16 protein-coding genes are annotated in these 17,334 nt (G+C 47.2%); 4 read left to right on the top strand and 12 right to left on the bottom strand.

Annotation, left to right across the window (positions count from 1 at the left end):
- Positions 1 to 97 precede the first annotated feature (97 nt).
- From ytfJ to sppA, 4 genes are all read right to left on the bottom strand, one after another.
- Positions 98 to 538: a GerW family sporulation protein gene (ytfJ, locus tag OQ477_RS00835; RefSeq protein ID WP_003152423.1), complete on the bottom strand. Its 441-nt coding sequence runs from the start codon at positions 536 to 538 to the stop codon at positions 98 to 100.
- 12 nt (positions 539 to 550) lie between these two features.
- The gene (locus OQ477_RS00830; RefSeq protein ID WP_025649721.1) at positions 551 to 1,240 is read right to left on the bottom strand and encodes a DUF2953 domain-containing protein; all 690 of its coding nucleotides are present in this window, start codon (positions 1,238 to 1,240) and stop codon (positions 551 to 553) included.
- Positions 1,241 to 1,317: 77 nt separating this feature from the next.
- Positions 1,318 to 1,809: an RDD family protein gene (locus OQ477_RS00825; RefSeq protein ID WP_007408048.1), complete on the bottom strand. Its 492-nt coding sequence runs from the start codon at positions 1,807 to 1,809 to the stop codon at positions 1,318 to 1,320.
- Positions 1,810 to 1,822: 13 nt separating this feature from the next.
- Positions 1,823 to 2,830, bottom strand: coding sequence for a signal peptide peptidase SppA (gene sppA / locus OQ477_RS00820; protein ID WP_007613097.1), 1,008 nt, complete (start codon positions 2,828 to 2,830; stop codon positions 1,823 to 1,825).
- Between the two features lie 181 nt (positions 2,831 to 3,011).
- Here sppA and OQ477_RS00815 point away from each other — a divergent pair, with 181 nt between their 5' ends.
- On the top strand, positions 3,012 to 3,818 hold the full coding sequence (locus OQ477_RS00815; protein WP_265971108.1) for an NAD kinase: 807 nt from the start codon (positions 3,012 to 3,014) through the stop codon (positions 3,816 to 3,818).
- Between the two features lie 16 nt (positions 3,819 to 3,834).
- Here OQ477_RS00815 and OQ477_RS00810 read toward each other — a convergent pair whose 3' ends face one another.
- The 5 genes from OQ477_RS00810 to OQ477_RS00790 form a co-directional block, all read right to left on the bottom strand.
- Positions 3,835 to 5,430 carry an amidohydrolase gene (locus tag OQ477_RS00810; protein ID WP_265971106.1) on the bottom strand — a complete coding sequence of 532 codons (1,596 nt, stop codon included), beginning with the start codon at positions 5,428 to 5,430 and terminating at the stop codon, positions 3,835 to 3,837.
- Positions 5,431 to 5,453: 23 nt separating this feature from the next.
- Positions 5,454 to 7,040: an acyl-CoA synthetase MbcS gene (mbcS, locus tag OQ477_RS00805; protein WP_032866515.1), complete on the bottom strand. Its 1,587-nt coding sequence runs from the start codon at positions 7,038 to 7,040 to the stop codon at positions 5,454 to 5,456.
- A 148-nt stretch (positions 7,041 to 7,188) separates the two neighbouring features.
- Positions 7,189 to 7,410 carry an alpha/beta-type small acid-soluble spore protein gene (locus tag OQ477_RS00800; protein ID WP_007408043.1) on the bottom strand — a complete coding sequence of 74 codons (222 nt, stop codon included), beginning with the start codon at positions 7,408 to 7,410 and terminating at the stop codon, positions 7,189 to 7,191.
- A gap of 80 nt (positions 7,411 to 7,490) precedes the next feature.
- Entirely contained in the window at positions 7,491 to 8,696 is a 1,206-nt protein-coding gene (gene thiI / locus OQ477_RS00795) for a tRNA uracil 4-sulfurtransferase ThiI (protein WP_007408042.1), read from the bottom strand.
- 3 nt (positions 8,697 to 8,699) lie between these two features.
- The gene (locus tag OQ477_RS00790; protein ID WP_265971102.1) at positions 8,700 to 9,845 is read right to left on the bottom strand and encodes a cysteine desulfurase family protein; all 1,146 of its coding nucleotides are present in this window, start codon (positions 9,843 to 9,845) and stop codon (positions 8,700 to 8,702) included.
- A 193-nt stretch (positions 9,846 to 10,038) separates the two neighbouring features.
- On the opposite strand from OQ477_RS00790, the gene brnQ reads away from it, so the two are divergent.
- On the top strand, positions 10,039 to 11,379 hold the full coding sequence (brnQ, locus tag OQ477_RS00785; protein ID WP_007613107.1) for a branched-chain amino acid transport system II carrier protein: 1,341 nt from the start codon (positions 10,039 to 10,041) through the stop codon (positions 11,377 to 11,379).
- 113 nt (positions 11,380 to 11,492) lie between these two features.
- Here brnQ and ezrA read toward each other — a convergent pair whose 3' ends face one another.
- On the bottom strand, positions 11,493 to 13,184 hold the full coding sequence (ezrA, locus tag OQ477_RS00780; protein ID WP_265971100.1) for a septation ring formation regulator EzrA: 1,692 nt from the start codon (positions 13,182 to 13,184) through the stop codon (positions 11,493 to 11,495).
- 195 nt (positions 13,185 to 13,379) lie between these two features.
- Here ezrA and hisJ point away from each other — a divergent pair, with 195 nt between their 5' ends.
- Positions 13,380 to 14,192: a histidinol-phosphatase HisJ gene (gene hisJ, locus OQ477_RS00775; RefSeq protein ID WP_265971099.1), complete on the top strand. Its 813-nt coding sequence runs from the start codon at positions 13,380 to 13,382 to the stop codon at positions 14,190 to 14,192.
- On the opposite strand, the gene refZ is transcribed toward hisJ, so the two are convergent.
- Complete coding sequence (gene refZ / locus OQ477_RS00770; protein WP_007408038.1) at positions 14,182 to 14,805, bottom strand: forespore capture DNA-binding protein RefZ; 624 nt, start codon at positions 14,803 to 14,805, stop codon at positions 14,182 to 14,184. The genes hisJ and refZ overlap by 11 nt on opposite strands.
- Positions 14,806 to 14,930: 125 nt before the next feature.
- Here refZ and OQ477_RS00765 point away from each other — a divergent pair, with 125 nt between their 5' ends.
- Positions 14,931 to 15,413, top strand: coding sequence for a GAF domain-containing protein (locus OQ477_RS00765; RefSeq protein ID WP_061581285.1), 483 nt, complete (start codon positions 14,931 to 14,933; stop codon positions 15,411 to 15,413).
- A 34-nt stretch (positions 15,414 to 15,447) separates the two neighbouring features.
- Here the strand turns inward: OQ477_RS00765 and OQ477_RS00760 are convergent, their stop codons facing one another.
- The gene (locus tag OQ477_RS00760) at positions 15,448 to 17,196 is read right to left on the bottom strand and encodes a sensor domain-containing diguanylate cyclase (RefSeq protein WP_265971098.1); all 1,749 of its coding nucleotides are present in this window, start codon (positions 17,194 to 17,196) and stop codon (positions 15,448 to 15,450) included.
- Positions 17,197 to 17,334 lie beyond the last annotated feature (138 nt).

The raw sequence follows: 17,334 nt of genomic DNA, 5'->3' as shown, positions 1-17,334 counted from the left end.
CTATGTATAGCTCTATCATAGTCGAGTTTTATGCAAACTGCAAAGGTTATGCCGCATCGTAAAAAAAGCTAACTGCGGGCGGCAGTTAACTTTTCTGTTATAAATCGATATCCGTTCTTTTTTGGTTCCGGCCTTTTTCATTCTTTTTAAACATATGCTGGATGCGTTCAATCGTTTGAGGCGCGGAGTCTAACAGTTTATCAATCAGATGGGTGTTTTCGTCTAAATGAAGCATACGCACCCCGTTTGTTCCGACAATCAGAAACGCAATCGGCGTAATGGATACTCCGCCGCCGCTTCCGCCGCCGAACGGGAGCTTCTGCTCTTTTCTTTCATCATCATCGGTTCTTTTTTCAGCCGGCTTTCCTCCAAACTCGCTTCCGCCCGCCGCAAATCCGAATCCGACCTTTGAAACCGTTAAGATTACGCTGCCGTCAGGCGTTTCAACAGGATCGCCGATGATTGTATTCACGTCAATCATTTCTTTTAAATTTTCCATAGCGGTTTTCATTAAACCTTGAATGGGATGGTCTGCCATATGCGCTCCTCCTTAAACTGATGAATCATTCTTTGAAGCAACCGGAACCGGCTGTTTCTTTCGTATGATAGAAAGTCCGTTCCGCCCGTATTTGAGCAATTTGAAAGCTGCACCTATAAGATGTCCAAAACGAAAAAAGAATATACACTGCAAATGCGTCTTGGATGCAGGCACTTGAAAAGACGGAATGACTTCGCACACCGGTTTATGTATGAAACGCAGATGATCATACAGCATCGCCGTAAGGCCTCCCTTTACGGCCCACAATCCGCCGGCGGCGATTCCCGTAACGGCGGCGTCCTTTATTCCGATAACCGTCACCCATTCGAACTTCGTAACACGGACTCCCGCAAGAAATGAGGCGCCGATTTGGCGCATCTGAAAGACTTGGTGCAGAATCATTTCTATTCTGTGAATGCTCTGTTTGACATCTTCATATGTGATTTTTTTCTTCTCTTTTTTCTGACCTTTCATTTCTGATTTCGTGTCCTGTTTGACATCAATTGACGCGTCTTCGCTGTTTACTTTAATGACGGGCAGCGTTTTTTTAAAACGGACCAGCCCGTATAAGGCCGAGAGTTTAAACGTCAGTTTGTCGTTATCTTTATCGTGAAGATATTCGAAAGTCAGGTGGATTTTCATCCTCATGAGCAGCCAGAACAAAATGAGAATGAGAATAACAGCTGCTGCGGCATATCCCATAAGCTTCACTTCCTTAGCAGCATTATCGCCAAAACCAAAAAAAATAAACCCGGACGTTTATTCCGGGTTTACTGCTTTTATTTTCGGTACAGCGCTTCGTGAATCACCGTTGTGTCGGCGATCAGATCATGAATGCCCTGCTTTTTGGGCGTAAACGCAATGACGATATAGAGAATCCAGATTTTATCGATATAACGCCCCACCGCTTCTCTGAAAATGACGGTGCTCCAAGTCAGCGGCTTTCCGGGCGTCAAAGAAGTGACCTTTAACCCGAAGACCATCTTGCCGAGTGTCTGATGAAACCATTTCGTCATGAACACAAAATAGGCGAGGTAGACGATCAGGGTTGTGACGGAATAAGCTGAGATTGTAAACATTCCGCTTGTTGCCGGGAGCTTCATCAGCGTGAATATCGGTGAAACGATGAGATGGTTTAGCCCCCAGACCACCAGCCAATCGAGAAGAAACGCCCAAAACCTGATCCAAAAGCCCGCATATGCCTGCTCGGGCGCCCTCTGTTGTTCGGCTTCCTCTTCTTTGCCGTGAAAGCCTTCGTAAGTCGCGTCCATTCTTTCTTCCCCCCTACTTTGCATAGAGATACATCATCCGCGGCGAACCGGATTGCGAAATGAGTTCTTTCATATTCAGAAAATCAATTTCGCTTTTAAACATTTTCGCTGCGCTCATGGAAAAGAGCGAGCCTAATCCGAATCCTTCCTCGTATGTGATGACTGAAGCGTTTTTCATATTTTTATGGTCCTTTTTCATCGCGCTGATCGTATCATCGTAAAAACCGAGCTCATCAACGAGGCCGATTTTTTTCGCTTGTCTGCCGTCGTAGACACGGCCGTCGGCAATTTTTTTCACATCGGATTTTGACATGTGCCGGCCTTTTGAAATGACATTGACAAATCCTTCATAAGAATCGTTGACCATTGTCTGCATGATCTTTCTTTCTTCCTTCGTCATGTCGCGGGTCGGGGACATGATGTCTTTATGCGCGCCGCTTTTAATGGTTTCAAACTTGATGCCGAGCTCATCGGCGAGCTTGGAATAATTGACGCTTTCCATGATGACGCCCAGTGAACCCGTGAGCGTTTCCGGCGAAGCATAGATTTTATCGGCGGCCGTTGAAATATAGTAGCCTCCCGATGCCGCCATGGAACCCATGGATACATAAATCGGTTTCTTCGTTTCTTTCTTTAGTTCTTCCAGTTTTTTATGTATTTCCGCGCTTTCGTATACGCCTCCGCCAGGTGAATTGATTTTCAGCACAATTCCTTTGACGCTTTTATCTTCTTTTGCACGCTCAACCTGTTTTAAAAATGATCTGTGATCATACCCGCCTGAGCTGAGCAGGCCAGCGGACCCGCCGTTATCCTCAATCGTGCCGTCCACTTCAAGCACGGCGATTTTACTGCCGGGGCTGCCCTTATCCAGCGTCACTTCCTCTGTGTCATCTGTCAGTGATGCAAAGTCAGACCCTGTATCTCCGATATTCTTCAGCACCCCGACGGTCACACTTGCAATGACTGATACGCCGAAAATGCCGAGCGCGATGACGAGCGCAATCCATCTTTTTGCATTCATTTGTTCTCCTCCTTTTCTGTCAATATTCGTACGTTCCCCCGTAAAAAAAGATTCATTTTTTTCATGAAGCGCTTTCCCTTAACGGATAAACAGGAAACATGTTACACTATTGCCACAGGTATTTTAACACAATACCTGCTGGGAGAAAAACGTAAATATGACAGCAAAGGGGAATGGGGATATGACCGATCTTCGCCGCAATGTTTATTTTTTCCACAAACAAAACAACGAAACAAAAGAACAAGTCAGCTCTTTGAAGCAGCTTGCTGAATCGCACGGTTTTACAGTTGCGGCTCAACCGGAGGATGCCGGAATTATCGCCAGCATCGGCAGCGACGGCTCATTTCTGCAAGCCGTCAGAAAAACCGGACTCCGTGATGACTGCCTGTATGTCGGCATCGCTAAAAAAGGGAAAGCCCATTTGTACTGTGATTTTCACAGCGATGAGCCTGAAAAAATGGCGGCCAGCATGACCGCGGAACAGCTTGAGGTCAGAAAATACCCGCTCATTCACGTCACGGTGGACGGCAGCAATCATTTTCACTGTTTAAACGAGGTTTCCATCCGTTCAAGCATTATTAAAACGTTTGTGATGGATGTGTTAATTGATGATCTTCATTTTGAGACGTTCAGAGGAGACGGGATGATCATTTCCACCCCGACGGGCAGCACCGCCTACAATAAATCTGTTTCAGGCGCCGTTGTTGATCCTTTGATTTCCTGCATGCAGGTATCCGAACTGGCGTCGTTGAACAACAACACATACCGTACACTCGGATCTTCGTTTATTTTAAGCTCAGACCGGAAGCTGACACTGCAGGTGGTGCAGGACGGCAATGAGCATCCGATTATCGGGCTTGATAATGAAGCGCTCAGCACGCGGAATGTCAAAAAGGTTGAGATTACACTATCCGATAAAAAAATCAAAACGGTGAAACTGAAAGACAACTCTTTCTGGGAAAAAGTAAAACGATCATTTTTATCATAAAAAAAGAGGACGGGCATCACTGCCTGTCCTCTTTTTCATATACGATACGGCCGCCGACGACGGTTTTGACAGCTTCCAATTCATGAAGCTTTTTCGGGTCCGTTCTGAACGGATCACCGCTGAGTACGGTAAAGTCGGCATCATAGCCGGGGGCGATCCGTCCGCGGCTATGTTCTTTATGGATGATGGCCGCGCTTCCCTCCGTGTAAAGCTGAATGGCTTCGTACACGGTCAGGCACTCTTTTTCATAATAGGCCGGCCCTTCCGGGTGCTGCTTGCTCGTACGGAGCACAGCCGATTGAATGCCCAGAAGCGGATCGGCCGGTTCTATCGGGGCATCTGAACCTCCGGCGCACAGCAGCCCTTTTGACAGCAGTGTTTTCCAGGCGAAAGCCGTTTTCATCCGCTCTTCTCCGAGCCTGTCAATCACCCACGGAAAATCACTGGCCACAAAATGCGGCTGAAGATCAAGTCCGATCGGCAGCCGGGCGGCTCTTTCAATCAATCCGTCATCTAATACTTGCGCATGAATGAGCCTGTCTAGCTGTCCGGGCTTTGCCGGGTATCTTTCGATAACATCCAGCACCTTTTCAAATGCAAGGTCGCCAATCGCGTGCACGGCGATCTCCATCCCTTTCTCTCTCGCTTTATAAACAAGAGCGGCAAGGGTTTCGTCATCATGCACCTGAACGCCGGAAACTGACGGATCATCGTGATAAGGCTTTTTCAATAGAGCGGTTCTGCCGCCGAGCGCGCCGTCTGCGAAGATTTTCATCGCTCCGTATTCCAGATAAGGTCCGGTCGTTTTGTCCAGAGCGCTCCAGCTGTCGACGGCTTCGTGATGAACGAGCAGATGGGCGCGAAAAGGATAAAGGCCGCTGCCGGTTAATGACTCGTACGCGGCAACGGGAACGGACGCGTCTCCGTAGTATGCCAGATCTTCTGAATGCCCGCCGGTCAGGCCTTTTGACCAGCAGTCCGTAATCGCCGTTTGAAGCGCGCGTTTGACATAGTGAAGTGAGACGGGCGGCAGGGCCTGTGTCACAAGCTCTTGGGCTTTATCCAGCAGGAGGCCTGTCGGACCGGTTCCGTCCCGGACGATAATCCCGCCGTTTGGATCAGGTGTTTCGGTTGTAATTCCCGCCGCGCGCAATGCGGCCGAATTAACCGCCGCGGCGTGCCGGCATACCCGCTTCAGCAGGACGGGGCGGTCGGGAAAGAGCGGGTCAAGGTCATGCTTCGTGACGTAAACCGGCCGTTCAAACAGATTTTCATCCCAGCCTTCGCCGATCAGCCATTCGCCATCTTCCAATTCACGCTCTGCTTCTTTTGCGGCCCGCAATATCGCTTCTTTTGACGTCAGCTGCGACAAATCGAGGCGAAGCTGTTTTTCCCCGTGTCCGATTAAATGCATATGACTGTCCGTAAATCCCGGGAACATGACAGCTCCATGTAAATCGATTTCCTCTGTATCAGGCGAACCGTATGTTCCTTGGAGCTCCCGGAAGCTGCCCGTCTGCCTGACGACGCCTTCTTCGGTATAAACGGCTTTAGTGACATGATTCTTGTCCAGCATTGTATAGATGGTGCCGCCGTGCCAAATCGCTTTCATCCCCGCTCACCCTTTATCCTGTATTATGCTTTTTTATCAGCCTTCAGCCGTTCTTCACGCTGTCTCAGCTCCACACGTCTGATTTTTGCGGACGCCGTTTTCGGCAGGCTTTCGACAAACTCAATTTCTCTCGGATATTTGTAAGGCGCCGTAATCGTTTTTACGTGGTTTTGCAGTTCCTTGACAAGTTCGTCACTGCGCTTTTCATCGTCTTGTAAAACGACATAAGCTTTTACGATTGAACCTCTGATTTCATCCGGGCTCGCCACGACGGCACATTCTTTCACTTCCGGATGCTTCACGAGCGCGTCCTCTACTTCAAAAGGCCCGATTGTATATCCGGAGCTGACGATGATGTCATCATTGCGGCTCTCAAACCAAAAGTAGCCGTCCTCGTCTTTTTTCGCGCGGTCTCCTGTAAGAAAGTAATCTCCGCGAATCTGCTTTTTCGTTCTTTCAGGATCTTTATAATATTCCTTGAATAAGGCCGGTGTGCTCAAATGCACGGCGATATCGCCCGTTTCGCCAGTTTCGCATATTTCGCCTTTATCGTTTATAATCTCCACTTGATTTCCAGGGGTCGGTTTGCCCATGCTTCCCGGCTTAATATCCATGTCCTTCAGGACGCCGACTAACAGGGTGCTCTCCGTTTGGCCGTATCCGTCTCTCACTTTAATGCCGAAATGCTTCCGGAATACGTCAATGACTTCCCGGTTTAATGGCTCACCCGCAGAAACTGCGCTGTGAAGGGCAGAAAGATCATATTTGTCCAACTCCTCCACTTTTGCCATCAGGCGGTATTCCGTCGGGGTACAGCAGAAGACATTTACTTGATGGCGCTCCAGCAGCTCTAAATACGTCTTGGCGTTGAATCTGCCGTGATAAATGACTCCTGTCGCGCCGCTTCCCAGAATTGCGAGCAGCGGGCTCCACACCCATTTCTGCCAGCCGGGCGCCGCGGTGGCCCACACTGTATCGTCTTCAGAAATATCCAGCCATGCACCGGCTGATGTTTTTAAATGGGCAAAGGCCCAGCCGTGTGTATGTACAACGCCTTTAGGCTGGCCGGTCGTGCCTGAAGTATAGGACAAAAACGCCATGTCTTCTCTTGTTGTATCAGCTGTTTGAAAACTGTCTCCGTCCGCTTCAATCGTTAGGAGGTTTTTCCAGCCGGCATCATTTTCACCGATTGACAATGTCACCAGCTGCTCGGTATTCACCTCGTCAAACGCGTTTATAAATGAAGGATAAACGATAGCGCCTTTCACTTCGGCGTGTTTGATCCGGTATTCAAGGTCTTTGGCGCGCAGCATTTCCGAGCAAGGAATGACGACCATCCCCGCTTTTAAGATCGCTAAATAAACGGCATACGCTTCAAGCACTCTCGGAACCATGACAATCAGCTTATCGCCTTTTTCAAATCCGAGACCTTTCAGACGGGCTCCGATTTTATTCGTTTCTTCCATCAATTTTTCATACGTCCAGACTTTCTTGCCGCCTGTTTGATCTTCCCATATAAGCGCGTTCTTCTCTTTGGAACGGCTGAACTTTTCGATTTCATTTACAAGGTTATAGTTCTTTGGGGCGATTAAATCTTCTCGTTTTAACACGAACAACTCCTCACTTTCTTTCCCCATTATACATAAACATAGGCCATTACAATAAAAATATGCATAAATTGCTTCCCGCCTTCTATCTATACTCATGAAAAAAGAGCGGGGAATTCCCCGCTCTCTTAGCCATTATGTGAAGTTGTGATTAAAACTGCTGCTGGCTGCTTCCGCCCATGCTTTGCTGAGCAAAAGAGACAAGACGTTTTGTGATTTCTCCACCGACAGAACCGTTAGCGCGAGAAGTTGTTTCCGGTCCAAGGTTTACACCGAATTCAGAAGCGATTTCATACTTCATTTGGTCGATAGCTTGAGCAGCGCCTGGCACTAAAAGCTGGTTGCTGTTTCCGCTGTTTGATTGTTGTGACATGTGTATCACCTCCTTGTGAGTATAGAATGTGATAAAACACATGTCTTCATTCAAAAAAACTTTGGTAATTGTATACAGTTTTAAAACAGGCCGGCAAACTTATCGTGAGCTTCCTGCTCTGAGTAAACAGTGATGGTTTCGATGCCGGCAGCGGCCTCTGCAATCAGCGGTTCAAAATCAACGAAGCTTTCGAAGTGCTCGATTTTTTCTTTTTTCGGGCGTGTTTTCGGACTTGGCGGCGTAAAGATGGTGCAGCAGTCCTCAAACGGCTGAATGCTTGTTTCATAAGTGCCGATTTCTTTTGATTTCTCGATGATTTCTGTTTTGTCCATTCCGATTAAAGGACGCAAAATCGGCGTTGCCGTCACGGCATTGATCGCATACATGCTTTCAAGCGTCTGGCTCGCTACCTGCCCAAGACTTTCTCCCGTAATGATCGCGAGCGCTTTTCGTTCTTCTCTGATTCTGTCCGCGATTTGCAGCATAAGACGCCGCGTCGCCGTCATCGTATAGTTCTCCGGGATTTGTTTTTGGATGAGTTCCTGCGTCTTTGTAAACGGCACGATATGAAGCGTCATACTGCCGCCGAACTTTGCAAGGCATCCCGCGAGATCCATGACTTTCTGCTTTGCCCGTTCACTCGTATACGGCGGACTGAAGAAATGTACGGCTTCAACTGATAATCCCCGTTTCATCGCGTAAAAACCGGCGACCGGACTGTCAAAACCGCCGGAAAGCATCAGCATCGCTTTACCCGCGGAACCGACAGGAAGGCCTCCGGCGCCTTTTTCGTTACGAATGGTCAGGAATGTCGCTTCCTCCCTGATTTCAATCCGAAGCGGAATATCGGGATGTTTCACATCGACGGTTAATCCATCCGTGTTTTTCAAAATATGGCCGCCGATTTCAGCGTTCATCGCATTCGTATCTAATTCAAACTGTTTGTAAGCCCGTTTGGTCTCGACCTTAAACGTATTCCCCGGTTTATATTCGCCTTCTATCGCGGCTAAAGCCGTTTTTTTAATGTCTTCCAGCTTGCTTTCGCATTTAATTGCGAGACTAAAGCTTTGAATGCCGAATATATTCTTTAATAAGGAACAAATTTCCTCCGGGTTTTCTCCATTAAGTGTAATTGACATCCGGTCCCGGTTTGAAAAGTATTTTACTTTTTTATAATCCTTTAATACCAGGCGGATATTCTGTTTTAATCTTTCAATAAAACTGCGTCTGTTTTTTCCTTTTGTGGATATTTCACCAAAACGGATTAAAATATGATCGTAATTCATATGCTACCTCATCATTTTTTTTAGTTTTTGAACAGCCGGCGCCAGCACGGCCATAAACGGCTCCGTGATGTCAGCCGTATGGCTGAAGTTCAGGCTGACTCTGATGCTGCTTGATGCAATCTGTTCGCCTTTATTCATTTTCAGAAGAACACGGCTCGGTTTGTGCTCTCTTGCCGAACATGCCGCGGTTGTGGAGACATATATTCCTTTTTCCTCAAGCATGTGCAGCAGCACTTCCGCCTTCACGCCCGGAACGGAAAAATTAATGATATGCGGCGCGCTGTTTTCGGCGGGAGTGTTGATGACGACCCCGTCCGTCCCGCTCAGCCTTTCCATGAGCGCATTCTTGGCAGCCTCCACAGAAGAAAGCCGCTCGTTCATGTCACGCGCGGAAAGATTGATCGCTTTCGCAAGGGAAACGGCGCCTGCCGTGTGTTCTGTTCCGGCGCGGACGCCTTTTTGCTGCGAGCCGCCCGTTATAAGCGGAATGAGCCGCGTTCCTTTTTTGACGATAAGCGCTCCGGTCCCTTTTAAGCCGTGAAACTTATGCCCTGAAACGGTGCAAAGGTCAATGCCCGCTTCTTCTATAGACAGAGGAACTTTATGAATACCCTGCACATGATCAACATGAAACAGAATATTCCGGTGCTGCTTCAAAAACCCGCCGATTTCCTTTACGGGCTGAATGGAGCCGACTTCATTATTGACATGCATGACGCTGACGATTATCGTATCCGGCCTGATAGCCGATTTGACGTCTTTCAAAGAAACGAAGCCGTTTTGATCGGCCGGAAGATATGTGACTTCAAAGCCGAACAGCTCTGTCAGCTGATCAAGCGTCTCCGTCACAGAAGGATGCTCAATCGCCGAAGCAATGATATGTCTTCCTTTACTCATGTTTGCCCAGGCTGCTCCCTTTAACGCCGCGTTATTCGCTTCAGTCGCGCCTGATGTAAATACAATATCATAATTTTTTAAACGTAAGGTTTTTTTTATTTGCTGAGCGGCCGCTTCAAGGAGCTGTTCCGTCTCAGTTCCTAACTGGTGCAGAGACGAAGGGTTGCCGAAATAACGGCTGCTCGTCTGTTTATACACTTCCAAAACCTCTTCATACGGCTCGGTCGTTGAGCTGTTGTCTAAATATATCATTTTTTTTACTCCTTTAATGAAAACGGTACATCGTATGATATTTATGCTACCATAACAAAAGTAAATATAAATTCGCAATAAATCGAGTATTGACTTCTCTGTACATTGCCATATAATAAGTAATGTTCGTTTTGTTATATTATCTGACAATTAATTGACAGAATATTTCAACATAGTATTTAGGAGGATTTTTATGAAACACTCACTACCTGTCAAAGATACCGTTATTATCGGTTTCATGCTTTTCGCACTTTTTTTCGGGGCAGGAAATATGATATATCCGCCGGAGCTCGGGCAAGCGGCGGGGCATAATGTCTGGAAAGCGATGGGCGGTTTCTTACTGACCGGCGTAGGGCTGCCGCTTTTGGGTATTATCGCCATCGCATTAACGGGCAAAGACGCAAAAGGGCTTGCCGATAAAGCTCATCCGGTATTCGGGACTATTTTCACCGTTGTGCTTTATTTATCAATCGGGCCGCTTTTCGCGATTCCGAGAACCGGAACCGTTTCATATGAAATCGGTGCAGTTCCGTTTTTAAGCGGCATTCCGGAAAGATTATCTTTATTTGTTTTCACGTTGATCTTTTTTTCTATTACGTATTATTTAGCTCTTAATCCTTCCAAAATCGTTGACAGAGTCGGAAAGATTTTGACTCCTATTAAATTCGGTATTATTTTAATCATCGTCGTAAAAGCCATTGTCACTCCGATGGGCGGACTGGGCGCCGTACATCAGGCATATTCCGGAACGCCGGTGTTCAAAGGATTTTTGGAAGGCTATAAAACAATGGACGCGCTCGCCTCAATCGTCTTCGGCGTCGTTGTCGTCAACGCTGTTAAAAGCAGGGGCGTCACCCAGCGTAAAGCGCTCGCCGCCGCTTGTATTAAAGCGGGTCTGATTGCAGCGGCAGGTTTGACATTCATTTATTTATCTTTGGCCTATTTGGGAGCGACAAGCACGGACGCTGTAGGTCCGATCGGCGAAGGCGCAAAGATTTTATCAGCTTCATCAGATTACCTGTTCGGTTCACTGGGAAACATCGTTCTCGGCTCTGCCATCACCGTTGCGTGTTTAACGACAAGCATCGGGCTTGTCACATCTTGCGGCGAATATTTTTCAAAATTGATTCCCGCTTTATCATACAAAATGGTGGTTACGATTGTCACGCTGTTCAGTCTGGCGATTTCAAATTTCGGACTTGCTGAGATTATTGCATTTTCAGTTCCTATTTTATCAGCCATTTACCCGCTGGCGATTGTCATTATCGTCCTTTCCTTTATTGATAAAATCTTTAAGGAAAGACGGGAAGTCTATATCGCCTGCCTGATCGGAACAGGGCTGTTCAGTATCTTGGACGGTTTGAAGGCAGCAGGCATTCCGCTCGGATCATTAGATTCATTCTTAAACGCAAATCTTCCGCTTTACAGCATGGGAATCGGCTGGGTGCTTCCGGGCATTGCCGGAGCGATCATCGGCTGCATCATCACGTTTTTTACCAGCCCGCCCATCGAATTAAATAAAGCAAAATCGTAACATTCAGCGCTTGTGGCTTGACGTATATCAGCCGCAGGCGCTTTTTATATTCCGTGAGAAACTAAAAAACTGCACCTCTGATTTCCATCAGGGTGCAGTTTTTGCTTATGCGTCTATGAAGCAGATTGATCAGCTTTAATTTTTTTCACGGCGCCGGGAGCTGCTTTTTCAACAGCATCTGCCGCCATCTCATAAGCTTCATTATAGCTGTAAGCGTAAAACAGCCGTTCCGCTTCTTTCAGCTGTTCGGATAAAATATGATTCTGGCTTCGGAAGCGGTTGCCGTACTGGATGATCCGCTCAATCAGCTTCACCTGAATCACAAGATCTTCAGCCTCTTCGCTGACTTCCTCAACCACCTTTTCGGCTTCAGCCAAATGTTTGGCGGCTTCCTCCATGTTCAGCGGCAGCACTTCCAATTGGCTGACGGTTTCTTCTATATGATGATTTGCCGTCTCGAGCTTGTCCTTGACTTGTTCAGGAATTCCCGGCACGTTGCTTTTTTGCAGCATTCGGGCCGTGTCAAAAATGGTTTTCCGAAGATGCATCAACGTTTCCCGCGCCTGCAGTTCTTCTTTTCTGAGCGCCTGCAGATTTTCACGGTATTCGGCATGTTCTTTCTGAGCCTCTTCCATCTGCTTTTCGATGGCCTCGACTTCTTCAATCAATAGAGAGTAAGCGACATGCTCACCATCAAGCTTTTCTCTCGCCTGCTCAAGGAGCCGGCCGATCGTTTCCAGCTGTTTTTCGAAGGCATGCTGTCTGCCGATTTCACCCGCCGTCAGCTGATAGCTTTCCTTGACGAGCTCCGTTTCGGTTTTTGTGCGGTCTTTTTCTTCCTCAAGCTTCTCATACGCGATGATCAGCTCAGGCATTTTGCTTAATACGGACTGTCCGGCTTCCACTTCGCCTTCCAGCTGGTCATACATCGATTGAATGGTTTCATCAATCAGCTGAAGAATGGCGGACGCTTCGTCGACATCCAATTCTTCCAATAGCGCGTTTTCGGCCCGTTTCAATTGATTTGTGAGTGTATCCAGCTCTTTTTCGATTTGAATATGCTCCAATTTGTAGCCTTTTTCCGTCATTTCCCGGTAGCCGTCTTTCAGCTTGGCAATTTGGTTCGGCACGGTCTGTTTACAGTCCGCAAGCAGTTTCGGAACGTCATCTATGTATGTCTGAAGCTGATCCAGTCTGCGGTCCTGTTCAAGCAGCACTTTTCTCGCTTTGATGTAATTGCCGCTTTCCGTCTCTTCTTCGAACTCTTTTATGCCGCTCCAGATTTCGTCGAGATCCGTCTCCAGGCTGTTATAAAGCTCTCCGTAGAGATGGCTGTACGCCAGAAGGTTTTTCCGCGCTTTTGAATACCGCTCACGCACCTGTTCAATCTCTCCGCGGCTTTTTTCCTCGCTCGTCACAAGGTCGCTGATCTCACGCAGTATGCCTTCTATATTTGATTCGGCTGCAGTGAGAAGGTCGTCGATGTGGACAAGCACCTGATTCGCTTTTTTAAACCGGTATTTGTCGGCGTTCTCTTCGGCATCATAAAGGAGCTCTTCTACTTTCGGCAGATGGGCTGTGACAATTTCATCCCACTCTTCGCGCCATCTTTCAAAGAACTCTTCCGTCTCTCCGGTCATTTTCAGATGTTTGATCTTGGACATTTCTTCCACTATCGAACGGTTTAAAATTTCAATCTTCCATGACTCCAGCCGGTCAATTTCCGTATAAATTTTTTTCCTGAAAAAGTAGCCCGCCGCAAAGAGCGCGAGCAGTATAACCAATAATCCGATGACTAACTCCATAATGAGCCCCCTTGTTGTTCTCTTAATCTGTCAGGGTGTTTTATGTATTCAGAAAGATTTCAATATATGTATTGAGAAAATCTGTCGTTTTCATTGTTATTATGATACCATGTAACCAACATTTTTTGACCAGAAATCAAAAACTTTTTGCATAATTTCGGCAGGATTCTGCAATTTTTTAATGGAGTGACACAAATGGAAAAACGAGACGCTCATATCCACACGCCTTTTTGCCCTCACGGCTCGAAGGATGCGCTGAAACAATATGTCGAAAAGGCCCTGGAAAGAGGCTTTGACTCGATCACATTTACAGAGCACGCCCCCCTTCCTCCGTCATTTCAAGATCCCGTACCGCTTCAGGACAGCGCGATGGATCTCAGACAGATGGAGGTTTATTTGGAGCGGCTGTCACACCTGAAAAAGGAATACGATGGACAAATCAGCATTCTGACTGGGCTAGAAACCGATTTTATCACAGGGTATGAAGAGGAAACCGCGGCGTTTCTGAACACGTACGGCCCCTCACTGGATGACGGCATTTTATCCGTTCATTTTTTGAAGACCGGTCCGTCTTATATATGCCTGGATTTTGACGAGCACGCCTTTCAGCAGCTTGCCGACCGCTTCGGAAGCGTTGAAGCCGTATATGAACAATACTATGAAACTGTGTATTCTTCCATTGTAACACCGCTCGGCCCCTTTAAGCCAAAACGGGTCGGCCATATCACGCTCGTCAAAAAATTCGCGCGCCTTTTCCCTTACAGCATGTCACCTCAAATAAGAGAGCTTGCAACCCGCTGTCTTGACGCCGTGAAAGAACACGGAATGGAGCTGGATGTGAATACATCCGGGCTCAGAAAGAAGTTTGCCGGGGAAGTATACATGGAGGATTGGATGGCTAAGACGGCGAAGCAAAAAAAAATCCCGCTCATATTCGGGTCGGACGCCCATCAAGCGGAAGATGTCGGCAGTTCCTACGAAACGTACAAAAGCATCATTACTTCATAAGCGCCGCATCAGGCCGTCGGAACACGCTTTCGATCCAGATCTTCACCTCTTCAAAATACCTTTTATAAAAGTACGGTTCATGAGGCTGCATATAGAGCACCTCCGTAATGTATTGAGGCTGAAGATACGGCATCATCAAGAGGGATTTCAATTGCAGAATAAAATGGGGCACGGGCAGCGTCAGCCGTCTGTGGCGTGACTGCCCTTCTTCAATCACCAGCTGGAAAATATATTTTTCTTTCATTAAGTAAGTAGACATAATTTCCCTGATAAGCACGGAATCAATCGTCACTTCCCGGTACACAAACCGCGTTAATTGACGGTTATCGTGCTGATAGGATAAAATATCGAAAATCACCCGCAGGATGCGTTCCTGCGCGTCTTCACCGTTCATACTGACGGCGGCTTTTTCCAGCGCTTCAGTATAGCCTTCGTAAAACTCGGAAACTAAATGTTCCATTAATCCGCCTTTCCCTTTAAAATAGTAGGAGATGTGCGCAACATTTACATCAGCTGACTTTGCGATTTCACGGACGGACGTGCCGGAATAACCTTTTTGGTTAAACAGCTGGACAGCGGCGTTAATAATTTTGTCTTTGGTGCTTACTTTCATACGGCTCACCCCTTTATGTGTAACAATTCAAGCAGAAAGGCGCCGTTCCTGTAAGAACTTCTCGACAAATGCCGGCAGAACGGCCGGAACTTTGTTTGATATTATAGAAAAAGTGAGGGTTTTCCATGTTTCATGTCGAAAAACAATCCGAAGATAAAGAAAAAAGTTATCAGCTTCTGCTTAAACAGCTCGAAGCCATGACAGAAGATGAAACGGATGCGATCGCAAATTACGCGAATGCGTCAGCGCTTTTATACCATTCATTACATGAAGTCAACTGGGCGGGGTTTTACTTCGCTAAAGAGGGCGAGCTCGTGCTCGGACCGTTTCAAGGACTTCCTGCCTGTGTGCGCATTCCGTTCGGCAGAGGCGTATGCGGCACTGCCTACTCTAATGGCGACGTGCAGCGGATTGCCGATGTGAATGCGTTCCCGGGACATATCGCCTGTGACGCGGCTTCCCAGTCAGAAATCGTCCTCCCGATCCGCGTAAACGGTGAAGTGATCGGTGTGCTGGACATTGACAGCCCCGTGAAAAACCGTTTTGATGAAACGGACGAAACCTATTTAGCAAAGTTTGTTGAAACGCTTGAAAAACGATTAGGATAAAAAAAGGAGCCCGGCCGGCAGGCCGGCTCCTTTTTTATGTCGTCGTGCTGTTTTGATGGATGATCAGCCGGTTTTTGCCGTTCCGTTTGGCGATATAAAGCGCCTCATCCGCTTGCTGAACGAGCAATTTCAACGGCATCGGGCCGGTCTTTGACCAGCAGGAAACGCCGCAGGAAATCGTCACGCGCGGCTCGGTGTTTTCCCGGATGGCGCGAACCAGCCTTTTAGCGATGCGTTCTCCGGATGACACGTTGATATTCGGCAGATAGACAGCCAGCTCCTCGCCCCCCCACCTCGCAGCGACATCATGCTCACGAATATGGTTCTTCATAACGGAGGCCACCTGAATCAGGATCGAATCTCCCGTTTGATGACCGTATGTATCATTAATATTTTTGAAATTATCGATATCAACGAGGATGAATACACCGCGTTTATGAATTTTCATGCTGTATTGAATTTTCTCATCCAAATAGGTTCTTGAATACAGCTCCGTCAGCTGGTCTGTCTGAACAAGATGCTCAAGCCTGTCGCGCAGCATGGAGTTCGTGACCGCCAATGTCGCATGGTGAATGAGCGCTTGAAAAAGCTTATACATTTCAAACGTAAAAGCATACAAATCCTTTTTCAATAAAATCGCGAACCCGAAGACGGTGTCATTTTCGATCATCGGCACCGCCATCAGCGAGCCGAAACCGTTTTCGCCGAATACAGTCTTTCCGCTGCCGATAAACACGCCCTTTTCTCCCTCGAACAGCTTTTCTTTCACAATGCTGATATAGGGGTTCGCACGTTCTGTCTTAAAAAAAGCGGTATGTCCCGGAAGCAGATTTTGCGTCTCAAAATGATCAATATGAAAAAAAGCCACTTCTTCCGCATGAAACGATTGGGTCATAATGGCGGCGAGCTCCCGCATCGTATCAGTGAGTCTGAGGCGCTGATTCAGCTGGCGCGATGTTTCATTAATGAGCTCCAGATTCGCAATGCTTTTTTTCGATTGCTCATAGAGCTGCGCATTTTCAAATGCTTTTCCCGCAGCGCCCGCAAGCAGCAGCATTTCACTGAGAGTACTGCACGAAAGAACGGCATCCTGCAGCCCCTCCGTCTTCAGAACCCCATAAGTCCCCTGCTGGCCTTTGATCGGCAGATAAGCAGATGACCTGCCTTTTCTGAGCAGTCTCCCCGATAAATAAACCTTCAGGGCAGACGGATCGGCATCTTTTCCTTCCATATGTAATTCTTTTGCGGGAAGCTGTCTGTCCGTATCCTGATCCTGCGTGATAAACAGTGAAAAACGGAAAGACCGGAAAGCCGTACTCAAACTTGCCTGCAGTTTTTCCAAAACCTCATTTTGGTCCAAAAGCGAATGGAACATTTCTGTCATTCTGTGAATTTTCCGCTGATGCTTCGTTTTGTCAAACAGCCCGCTTTGTCTCACAGATTGATTAATAAACTGAGTAACGATCTCAGGCAATGATTCCGGGATCGGCAGCCCGCCTTCCGAGCACAGATAAAAGGATCTGCCGGACGTCTGATTCCTGATCATAAAGCGGCCGTCGCTCTCTTTCAGCGGAGCATAATGCGGTTCATCTTCTGTTTTTATGGTGAAACGTGTTGATTCTGCCGGTGAAAGGGTCAATGAAAGAGATGTAAAGCAGGATTCGAGAGCTGAGGCCAGCCATAACAGCGAGTCGGATAATGAGACGGATTCAGATTTCGTTAAGAAAAAAGAAAGCATTTTCTGATGAAAGGCCGTCACTTCATCAATTGTTTGTTTTTTCATTTTTATCACCTAAACATGTACTACTCATTTTTGTACATTATATCATAAACCGGCACTCTTCATGGAGAAATGGTTGACGGCGGCGGAGAAAAATCATATAATGTTCTTTGTGTGAAATATTGCAGCCTTTTTGTTCAG

The sequence above is a fragment of the Bacillus sp. ChL18 genome (genome assembly GCF_026241425.1).
GTDB lineage: Bacteria > Bacillota > Bacilli > Bacillales > Bacillaceae > Bacillus > Bacillus velezensis.
The sequence above is the reverse complement of the archived record's forward strand: the minus strand, read 5'-3'. Positions and strand labels throughout refer to the sequence as shown.

Coding starts and splice junctions, on each gene's coding strand:
- ytfJ (WP_003152423.1), bottom strand. CDS start 538: ATGGCAGACCATCCCATTCAAGGTTTAATGAAAACCGCTATGGAAAAT.
- OQ477_RS00830 (WP_025649721.1), bottom strand. CDS start 1,240: ATGGGATATGCCGCAGCAGCTGTTATTCTCATTCTCATTTTGTTCTGG.
- OQ477_RS00825 (WP_007408048.1), bottom strand. CDS start 1,809: ATGGACGCGACTTACGAAGGCTTTCACGGCAAAGAAGAGGAAGCCGAA.
- sppA (WP_007613097.1), bottom strand. CDS start 2,830: ATGAATGCAAAAAGATGGATTGCGCTCGTCATCGCGCTCGGCATTTTC.
- OQ477_RS00815 (WP_265971108.1), top strand. CDS start 3,012: ATGACCGATCTTCGCCGCAATGTTTATTTTTTCCACAAACAAAACAAC.
- OQ477_RS00810 (WP_265971106.1), bottom strand. CDS start 5,430: ATGAAAGCGATTTGGCACGGCGGCACCATCTATACAATGCTGGACAAG.
- OQ477_RS00800 (WP_007408043.1), bottom strand. CDS start 7,410: ATGTCACAACAATCAAACAGCGGAAACAGCAACCAGCTTTTAGTGCCA.
- thiI (WP_007408042.1), bottom strand. CDS start 8,696: ATGAATTACGATCATATTTTAATCCGTTTTGGTGAAATATCCACAAAA.
- OQ477_RS00790 (WP_265971102.1), bottom strand. CDS start 9,845: ATGATATATTTAGACAACAGCTCAACGACCGAGCCGTATGAAGAGGTT.
- brnQ (WP_007613107.1), top strand. CDS start 10,039: ATGAAACACTCACTACCTGTCAAAGATACCGTTATTATCGGTTTCATG.
- ezrA (WP_265971100.1), bottom strand. CDS start 13,184: ATGGAGTTAGTCATCGGATTATTGGTTATACTGCTCGCGCTCTTTGCG.
- hisJ (WP_265971099.1), top strand. CDS start 13,380: ATGGAAAAACGAGACGCTCATATCCACACGCCTTTTTGCCCTCACGGC.
- refZ (WP_007408038.1), bottom strand. CDS start 14,805: ATGAAAGTAAGCACCAAAGACAAAATTATTAACGCCGCTGTCCAGCTG.
- OQ477_RS00765 (WP_061581285.1), top strand. CDS start 14,931: ATGTTTCATGTCGAAAAACAATCCGAAGATAAAGAAAAAAGTTATCAG.
- OQ477_RS00760 (WP_265971098.1), bottom strand. CDS start 17,196: ATGAAAAAACAAACAATTGATGAAGTGACGGCCTTTCATCAGAAAATG.